The 8,601-nt window shown below is 54.8% G+C and carries 10 protein-coding genes and 1 pseudogene; 2 read left to right on the forward strand and 9 right to left on the reverse strand.

Features of this window, described 5'->3' with window-relative positions:
• On the forward strand, window positions 1-232 hold a 232-nt coding region (locus tag EQW76_RS29110), incomplete at its 5' end, for a hypothetical protein (RefSeq protein WP_203452807.1).
• Window positions 233-1,107: 875 nt separating this feature from the next.
• Here EQW76_RS29110 and EQW76_RS28285 read toward each other — a convergent pair.
• The 5 genes from EQW76_RS28285 to EQW76_RS28310 all read right to left on the reverse strand — a co-directional run bounded on the left by EQW76_RS28285 (window position 1,108) and on the right by EQW76_RS28310 (window position 4,159).
• Complete coding sequence (locus tag EQW76_RS28285) at window positions 1,108-1,587, reverse strand: type II toxin-antitoxin system YhaV family toxin (RefSeq protein ID WP_142832562.1); 480 nt, start codon at window positions 1,585-1,587, stop codon at window positions 1,108-1,110.
• Entirely contained in the window at window positions 1,584-1,949 is a 366-nt protein-coding gene (locus EQW76_RS28290; RefSeq protein WP_244615597.1) for a type II toxin-antitoxin system PrlF family antitoxin, read from the reverse strand. The genes EQW76_RS28285 and EQW76_RS28290 overlap by 4 nt, the downstream gene beginning before the upstream one ends.
• Before the next feature lie 914 nt (window positions 1,950-2,863).
• A complete protein-coding gene (locus tag EQW76_RS28300) occupies window positions 2,864-3,370 on the reverse strand; it encodes a type II toxin-antitoxin system VapC family toxin (RefSeq protein WP_142832563.1) in 507 nt (168 codons plus the stop codon).
• Window positions 3,324-3,653 carry a type II toxin-antitoxin system VapB family antitoxin gene (locus tag EQW76_RS28305; RefSeq protein ID WP_348539989.1) on the reverse strand — a complete coding sequence of 110 codons (330 nt, stop codon included), beginning with the start codon at window positions 3,651-3,653 and terminating at the stop codon, window positions 3,324-3,326. The genes EQW76_RS28300 and EQW76_RS28305 overlap by 47 nt, the downstream gene beginning before the upstream one ends.
• 203 nt (window positions 3,654-3,856) lie before the next feature.
• Window positions 3,857-4,159 carry a mobilization protein gene (locus EQW76_RS28310; RefSeq protein WP_142832564.1) on the reverse strand — a complete coding sequence of 101 codons (303 nt, stop codon included), beginning with the start codon at window positions 4,157-4,159 and terminating at the stop codon, window positions 3,857-3,859.
• Between the two features lie 105 nt (window positions 4,160-4,264).
• On the opposite strand from EQW76_RS28310, the pseudogene EQW76_RS28315 reads away from it, so the two are divergent.
• Window positions 4,265-4,911 (forward strand): annotated as a pseudogene (locus EQW76_RS28315) (IS5 family transposase); the annotation flags it as partial.
• 347 nt (window positions 4,912-5,258) lie between these two features.
• On the opposite strand, the gene EQW76_RS28320 reads toward EQW76_RS28315, so the two are convergent.
• The 4 genes from EQW76_RS28320 to EQW76_RS28335 form a co-directional block, all read right to left on the reverse strand.
• A complete protein-coding gene (locus tag EQW76_RS28320) occupies window positions 5,259-5,789 on the reverse strand; it encodes a GNAT family N-acetyltransferase (RefSeq protein WP_142832567.1) in 531 nt (176 codons plus the stop codon).
• A gap of 55 nt (window positions 5,790-5,844) precedes the next feature.
• The gene (locus tag EQW76_RS28325) at window positions 5,845-7,083 is read right to left on the reverse strand and encodes a cytochrome P450 (RefSeq protein ID WP_142832565.1); all 1,239 of its coding nucleotides are present in this window, start codon (window positions 7,081-7,083) and stop codon (window positions 5,845-5,847) included.
• 238 nt (window positions 7,084-7,321) lie between these two features.
• Window positions 7,322-7,759: a VirK family protein gene (locus EQW76_RS28330; RefSeq protein WP_143123509.1), complete on the reverse strand. Its 438-nt coding sequence runs from the start codon at window positions 7,757-7,759 to the stop codon at window positions 7,322-7,324.
• A gap of 101 nt (window positions 7,760-7,860) precedes the next feature.
• Window positions 7,861-8,373, reverse strand: a complete 513-nt coding sequence (locus tag EQW76_RS28335; protein ID WP_244615603.1) for a GNAT family N-acetyltransferase — start codon at window positions 8,371-8,373, stop codon at window positions 7,861-7,863.
• Between the last annotated feature and the right edge of the window lie 228 nt (window positions 8,374-8,601).

Raw genomic sequence — 8,601 nt, forward strand, 5'->3', positions numbered from 1 at the left:
CTATCTTCCTCTTAAGAGCGTCGAGGCAGCAAAATTACCACGGCTCGAAACAGGCATGACCCTGAACTACGCCGTAACTGAGAGCAGGGGACGGAAATTTGCCGACAATCTCAGCATCGTCTCATCGGTCGCTGTTGAAATATTGCCCAGCAAAGCAAAGGGCGAAGACGTACAAAAGTCGCTGGGCACTGACGACGAATTTGAGCGCGAATGGGGCCTGCGACCCGTGTGAGTTACTGGATTGATGATCTTTCGGCCGAGGCAGGGGGCCTGCCTAGGCGCAGGTTCCGAACCATTTTCCTCAGCAATGCGCCAAAACCGATCCGCATCGAGGCGTAACTCGCGCTCGGTCTCAAGCCAGATGCCTCTAGGGCTTTTTCCTTTGAGAGGTTCTGCCGTGATTTCAGAGAGGAGTGCTGTACGTCCACTGAACTCTTGATTGTGTTGGTCGAAGGCCTGTAACCTCTTCAGGTTTAGATCTATATTTGTAGCTTATCATGAGTTGTGCTAAGCTCCTCTCTGGAGCATGGTATGGCTATCGCAAAACCCATAAGGCCGCTAACCGACCCACAGCGGTTCCTGGATTGCCAGGGGGTGCTCTCGCCATTGGTGCTGAAATTGATTGCCGACGCCGTTGATGCGGAGTGGAGCCCAATAGAAGCGACGGAGGCAATCATAGTTTTGGCCGAACAGGACGCGCTGTCTAAAGGCGCTACGGTATAGATCAATGAAATGTTGCTCCGATTTGTCACTGACCCCAAGTCCTAGCCAGGGCGAACGGATCTGATGATTACGAATAGAATCATGGCGTCCTCCTGCTCCGTGTACCAACACTTTGCCGTCGAGTCATACCGTGGCACGTCAGGCTCGACGGTATGGGCGGCCCCGAATAGTCCGCTGTGAGCGCCAAAATTGAGAAGGCAGCCCTAAGTTTGAGCCTACTCGAATGCGGAGGCGCGGCTGATCACGAGTGCATGTCGGCATTGACCGGAGGGCCGGCCACTTTCAATGCCCGGCTGCCGCCTTGATCACCCAAGGTGGAGCAGTAGTTCAAACAGCGTAAAAATTTCGAGCAACCCATATGAGTATGAGTGTATGAACGTCGGCCTAGCTTTTGGGAGTAGTTGATTGGGCGTTCCGCAAAAGGTCGTTCCAATCATCGGGCGGATCGCCATCATCTAGCCGTTTGGCAAAGACGGTGTAAGGATCAGTTCTAGATCCCGCCTTGCGCAATGTATTTTCGTCGTTCATCCAAGCATAGATTATAACTCGGCTGGCGCTGTCGAAACGATAGAATAGCCTGAAACGCGAGAGAAACTTTGCGCGCCGCCAGTGTCGGTGCGCTGAGCCGAGTGTGTTTCCCAAGCCAAAGATATAAGCGTTGGGATCGCGCGGAATCTCATCGAAGATGAGGGCTTGTATCCGGGCAAGAAGTTTCGCCTTGGGATGGGATGTATAGTCATCAGGTTTCTCGGATGCCAGTCGTGTCACATCCCGTTCAAGCATGTCGAACGCTTCGGCAAAGGCGCTGGAACGATAGAGTTTCCAGCCATGCCGTTCGGCAAATTGGGTCTTCGCCGGCGTCACAGCGTGACATCATCCGGGATTACATCGGTGTCAGCAACGGTGACATTTGCCGTGAGCGTCCGAATGCGAGCGACATCCAGGTCGGTGAAAGGACGCAGACGGTCGGGATGTTCGACCATGTCGCGTTCCAGAAACGCAAGATAGGCCGAGACAACGGGATCGCGTTCTGGGTTATCATTTGCCCCGTCCCCAGGCTCGGACGTATCCAGCGTCACTAGCATACTGCCCGGGCCAATGACATGGGCGCGAATCTTTGCCCGCTGCTTGAACTCCGGATGCGCCTTGAAAAGCGCCTTGTCGAGGCGCAACGCTTCCGAACGTCCCGTCGTCGTAATTGATCCTTTGAATTCCGCGTACGCCATGCCGGCCTCCTTATGCTGGTACGTGGAATAATACGTTTCGTATAAAAAATCAAGCGATCGTAGGCTATATATCGACACGCGCGGCAACTGCTGTAGTTGTCTGTTCATGGTTTCATGTAGGTTCACATGCGGCGTGTTGAAGTTTGCGGGGCCTGCGGGAAGGGCCCTGATCTGGGATCCGTTCGCTGCTGAGAGATCCCCAACCTGCGGATAGTCTGAAGGGTCCATTCAGCCAGCATTCAGGGCCGAGCGCCATGATGCCCGTCAATCCGGAGTGATCTTCGCATCTCGCGTTGTCCGACCCGGTTTCTGGAGCATAACAATGTTCAGGAAAACTATCCTTTCGGCGCTCGTTCTTGCCACCATCGCCACTCCTCTGGCACTGACTGCTGGCGTCGCTGATGCGCAAGAGTATTACGGCCGGCCCTGGCATGACAATCGCGGCTGGGAAGGGCCTCCGCCTGAGAGGCCCACTATCACCATGATTATGGCGGCGTCATCGCCGGAGGACTTGCTGCAGGCTTGGTCGGCGGGCTTATCGGCACTGCTATCGAAAACAGCGGTCCTCGGTACTATGCACCACCGCCGCGCCCGCCAGAGTGCTGGTATCAGCGTCAGACGGTTCAGAATCGATACGATGACGGGTACCATGTTGAGAGCGTGCGCGTCTGCACCTGACAAACTAGGCGTGAAAAGCCAAGTGCCGCATAATCTGTGGTTTCGACCTGCCCGTGGTTCCCTGATGGATGCAGTCTAGCCGATTGGGCGCTCTCCAACCGTGGGCGAGCAATCTTTTGTTTTCAAATGACTGGAAAACTCATTTCAGATTCGAACCGTACACGGGAGGATTTCGATCCTATAGCGTTCACATCGGCCAGTCCATGGTGGTGCTCATGGATTGGACTGCCATGGGTCTAAGCCGCTCCGAGTGGGAAAGGGTGAGGGGTTACCTCTGAAGCTGCCCCGGCATTGAAGCGCCTAGGCGCTACCAAGCCTATATCGATCAGGGAAAAGTCGTTGCCTTTGTAGGCGACCTTGGTCCCGTAGGCGCGAGCACAAGCGTAGGCGAAACAATCGCCCATATTGAGCTTTGCAGGGTGGCTGACGATCTTGCCGTACCGCTGCGCGGCGTCGAGGGCGTTTGTGCCCACATCGCCAGAAATCATGACGTCTCTCGCCTCCAGGTCGATGAGAAACTGATCTACTATTCGGCGAGACTCCCGCAGCATTTCGGGCGTTGCAGGCTTGTTTCGGCCGACGCGCTCAGCCATGCGGCGGGCGAGCGCTAGCGAAGCTTCCATGCGAGCAACTGACGACACATAGAATGGACCTTCGTCCTGCCCAAGACGGTCTAAAAGCTCCTCGCGGTCTTCTTCATACGCGAGGATCGCGACAATCACGGATGCGTCGAGGAACAGCATCAGTCCTCGCCCCACATTTCATCGGTCTCACGCTTGTGGTCGCCGGGTGCATAAGGTCCCGCTGCGCGGGCCATCGCAGATATTTTGCGAGGCGGTCGCGGATCGGCAGGCTGCTTCTGCGGCTGGCGATCTCGCGTTTCAGTGCCGCCTTCACGGCGTCGACCTTGGAGGTTTTGGTAAGGCCTACGAACTCATCCGCGAGCTCGTCGACTTCCGGATCCTTGATGTAGAGAGGCATGATCAGCATATCCTTTGATAGCATATATAATATCGTCTTTTTCATATCCTTGCAACATCACTTGGTGCGTTTGCGGCAGTCGGTTCACACCAACGAGGCTTTTCGGCCGACATCACCCAGGGAACGTCAACGTTTTGATCATGGGGCGATCGAAGAATCGTCGAGAGATATTTATCTTTCACCAGCGAAGCACGGGCTGCGGTCCGCAGCATGTTGTTAAACGCGGCCTACGAGCCTTGCCTGGATCATTATTCCGCTCCTTCCGCCGAGGCACCTTTCGAGGACGAAGGGGAGGGCTGCAGCAGGTCGGCAAACAGCTGCCTGTCGGCATCGCGGGTGAGGAAGCCCGGCAGTTCGCGGCGTAACCATTCGGCGAGACGTTTCGAAAACTCGGCATCGCCGCTGTTTTCCAGACGGTGGAGAACGAGGGCGCCAAGCAGCACCTTGCGTCTTGTATCTTCCTTGCGCTCTTGTTGGCCGAGGCGGGCTTTGAGGGTTCTGCGCTGGGCCTCGATCTGGGCGAGGCGTTCATCGATGGTCTTCCTGGCCATCATCTCTCCTTTCGAACAGGTCTAAGGCGAAGCGGGACTAGGCAGTGTCCCCATAAACGGGGTTCATCTTATTGACGGTGTATGATTCAATCTCCTTGAAAGGAGATTGCTATGCGCCGTCACGAATTGAGCGACGAAGAATGGGCTATCATTGCACCTCTTTTGCCAAACAATAGCCGTGGAATTGAACGTGTCGATGACCGCCGGGTGATCAACGGCATCCTCTGGCGTTTCAGGACTGGTTCGTCTTGGCGAGATGTGCCGGAGCGTTATGGCCCGCGCACGACGCTTTACAATCGGTTCTCCCGATGGCGCAAGGCGGGCGTCTGGGATCGTCTTCTGGATGCCGTTTCAAAGCGTTACGATGGAGACATCGTGATGATCGACAGTTCTTGTGTTCGCGTTCACCAGCATGGTGCCAACGCTAAAAAGGGGGATCTGCCGATCCTTGCATGGGACGTTCGCGCGGCGGCCTGACGACAAAGATCCACGCTCTTGTCGATGCAGATGGCAGACCGGTTCGGCTCGAACTCACCGCCGGCCAAGCCGGCGATGCACCGATGGCTGAAAAGCTGTTGAGCGACCTGCGGCCCGGCGCGTCGATCCTCGCCGACAAGGCATATGATACGGATGCAATTCGTAACTTTGCCAAGCAACGCAAGTGTTGGGCGAATATCCCTGCAAAGGCCAATCGAAAGCAGACATTCAGCTTCAACTGCTGGGTCTACCGTCAACGCAATCTCGTGGAACGGACCCTAGGCCGCCGGAGAAGAGGGTGCCCGATTAGAATTGTTTAAGGCGCGACCGTATCCTTCAGTACTTATAAGCAGTCTGCTACGGTCAGCAGGCCGAACCCACCGCGCCGGTGAGGTCTTGATCAAGCTCGCAATTATATACAATCCGCCAGGCAGTCTGTGGCCGGCGCCGACGCGATTGTAGGAGTCAAAACGTTACCGGTCGAACGCTTGGCTGAGATCGACTCATACGAGGACCTTCGAATACCTTCGGTGGATCGTGCGCTTAATTTGAGCTTCGTCGATCCAATTCGGACGACGGCAAGGGCTTCAAGGGTCACCCAAAGGGCTCAGTTGAATGGACCTCAGCGCAGTCGGGCCATTAGATATGCATCTACATATTCGCCGTCACGATACGCGTTCTGTCGTAGTATTCCCTCACGAACAAAACCAGATTTCTCGTAAAGCCGGATGGCAGGGCCGTTATCTACGAACACATCAAGTTCGATACGCCGGATGTCATGCCACCTGTCGGCCGTCTCAATCAACGTGCTGAGGAGCTTCGCTCCGACACCTTTACCGACAAAATCGTCATGAACGCCAATAGCCAAAGTCGCACTATGAAGCTGACGGCCGGTTTTGCGGTGTAGCCCGGCATTGCCGATGACCTTGCCATGCCATTCAGCACAAATAAATATATCTGTAGGCGACATAGCTTCGATATATTTTCGAGTTCTATCCGCGCTATGGAACGGTTGGCGTAAAGTCCCATAACGAAACCCGGGCAGGTTAAGAATTTCCGTAATTCCTTCGGCATCTTGCGTGCGAGTACCACGAATTAAAACATCCTGCACGTTGAACTCTGGGGATGGCGCTGCGCAGTCAGTGGGCCGCATTGTTGTTTCCTTTTCAAAGGTGGCAGGTGTCATTTTGCTGATCATTTGGTAGATGCTATCGAGCCTGATCTGCGTCCCAAGTGACCGGAAAGTTTTGAACCGTTCGGATGCCCGAAAAGCCGGTGACTTTTGGAAAGGGACCTGCGGCTCTGATGGTCGGAAAACGCTCCGCTAACACGGTCAATGCCTCTTCCAGCTCAGCTTTCGCCAGTGCTTCGCCCAGACAACGGTGCGCTCCAGCGCCAAATACCGGATGCCATTTCAATTGCTCTCTTGTAATATCCAGCCGATCAGGGTCGTTGTAGAGATGCTCGTCTCGGAGGGCGGACATGGTCACAAGGGAGCAAGCTTTATTGGCAGGGAGGAGCATCCCGTCCAACTCGATATCGGTTGTGGTAAAGCGCGGAACCGAGCCTATCGCGGGCTCATAACGAAGGCATTCCAGGACGGCCTTTGGAACCAGGTCGTGATTGTCTAAAACTGCATTCCATTGCTCAGGATGCTGGAGAAGCACTGCCAGCTGAATGACGATGGCAGATCGCGTCGTGTCGCTGCCACCGACAATCAAAGTCATGATTTGGGTAATCACTTCCTCGGCGGACAAGGATCCGTCGCTTTCCACATCGGAGAGAAGTTTGCTCACAGAGTCATTGTTTTTCTCATAGCTGCGCTTTGCCACTACGTCAGCAACATATGATCTCAGCTCGCCGGCTGCTCGTTGAAGCTGCGGTACATCTTGCGCACGCCAAGATCCGCCCAGGAGCGGACTGAAGCGGTATACGATCTCTGTAAATCTATTCACATCGTCCTGGGGGAGGCCCAAGATCGACGCAATGATCCTGGCCGGAATAAGAGCGGCAAAGTCCTCAAGCAAGTCCATGCCACCATCGGGCGCTGCGGTATCGGCGATCTGCGCAACGGTCTCTCTAATGAGAGGTCGCAACGCATCAATCATCTTGAAGGCGAATGTCCTGGTCAGGCGAGATCGTCTGCGCAAATGGACATCGCCATTCGACGTCAGCATCCCGTTTCGCACGAATTCCCAGATCGGCCCATTCTCAACGCCGCGCAGGGTGACCAATTCTGTTTCTACCTGACGTGTCTTGGCATCGCTGCACAGGCTGAGAACGTCGTTGGCACGCAAGATGAGATATACCCCCGCTTCCGACAAGATGAACGGAATCTCCTTTCGGTAGTGCCGGTAGACGCGATGAGGGTCGGCGCTCAGGGTTGAAATGGGTAGCACCGGAACTCGAAAGTTCGTAGACCGCTCTGCGGAGTTGTCTAGGGTCATTCATCAATATCCTTTAATTCGGCTCATCGGCCGCCTAAATTTCCGGCCAGCTGCCGAAACACAACCGACGCGTCAGGCAGGGCGGTAGCGGTCTTTAGCGGCGACAGCCGGCCTGCATTGTGTGCTGGTAACAGTGGTGGCAGATCCCCGTTGAATAATGTGCGCAACGGAATCGGCGCGAATTTCCCCGCGTCGTTAGGTCTGCCTGTCACGCCATCAACATCTACGTGCAGCCACATTAGCGCGCTGGGAAGAAACTTAATCCACGGTCCATCGCACAGTTGAATTCGAGTGTCTTACCCTTTTGTTCGTACGCGGGCAGGCTGAACACAGTCATAGAAAATTGAGCGCTGTTATCTGGGTGGACTTTGTATCGTAAAAACTGAACGATCGGCTTTCCATCGAGATCGATGGTCATATGCTCGTCAGCAAAGGCAAGCGTCCCATCGTCCGTCAATCTGAATGCGTTAATCCGTAGTCCACCGCGTGTTTTGCTCGGCTTTGCATCGTTTGGTACCGCGCTGCAAAGACTGAGATCAACGGTGACGGCGACCGGCTGCCCCTTGCCAAGCATATGAATTACAGCTGGCAGGGCGAGGGGGCCCTGGCGGTTCTCGGTTGCACTCCCTGCGGCGGGTAGCAATGCCGCGAGGAGAATAGTGAAGACGCGCTTCATGCAGTACTCCTTGGAACTCTCGGCGCATCGCTCAAAAGCGCCGTCAAATGGATTGGCATCGCGTAACTTGACGCAGTGCAATTGCGTTGCGAGGGAAGCCGTTACCCTAAACCACCGATGGAGCGTATCATCTGAACTTCTTCAACCGGCTTGCCATTCTCGATAATTCCGCCAGGCATCACGCAGAGATCAGAAAAAAGCTGACTACGATAGAATGCAATGGCAGATACATTTTCGCCGCTGACGCATAGCTCCAGTTTCGAAATACTCTCGTCTTTTGCGAATGAAATGACATGGTTCAGCAAAGCCGAAGCCGTCCCAGTTCGCCGAAAGTCGGCGTGGACGTAAGCCATTACGATAATAGCCCGGTGCTTCAGTTTTGCTGGATGCCTGCGAATAAGCCCCATCAATCCCACAGGGATACCACTATGGAAAGCGCCGAAGACTGGATCAGTTAGCCGCCTATTCCATTCATCCTCGGAAAGAGACTCCCAGTCATCAAGAATGCTGGCGTAGGACGATGGTGTGGACCTTAAGGCCTGCAGCCATATCTGTTTGAAGATAGAGCCTTCCCCGGGCACAATCCGTCTGTATGAAATTTCTTGTGTGTTCAAGATATGCTCCTTTTCCCGGTTTGTTGCCAACACGACAGACTGACCCAGCAAACGTCCGTTTTAAGCGCTGCATGCGCCAGAGTTTAGGTCATCCTGTCCACACCAGCACCGGAAGTATCAGACAGAGCGGCGGGGATTCCGCTCTGTTAACGAGTCGTCGTTGATTGTCCTCCTGACTGGCGTCGCGCTGGGAGGTTTTTGTATGCTTGTCTTGGGCCAGCTTACTGC

This window comes from Rhizobium sp. rho-13.1, assembly GCF_007000305.1.
In the GTDB taxonomy this organism is placed as follows: Bacteria; Pseudomonadota; Alphaproteobacteria; order Rhizobiales; family Rhizobiaceae; genus Rhizobium; species Rhizobium rhododendri.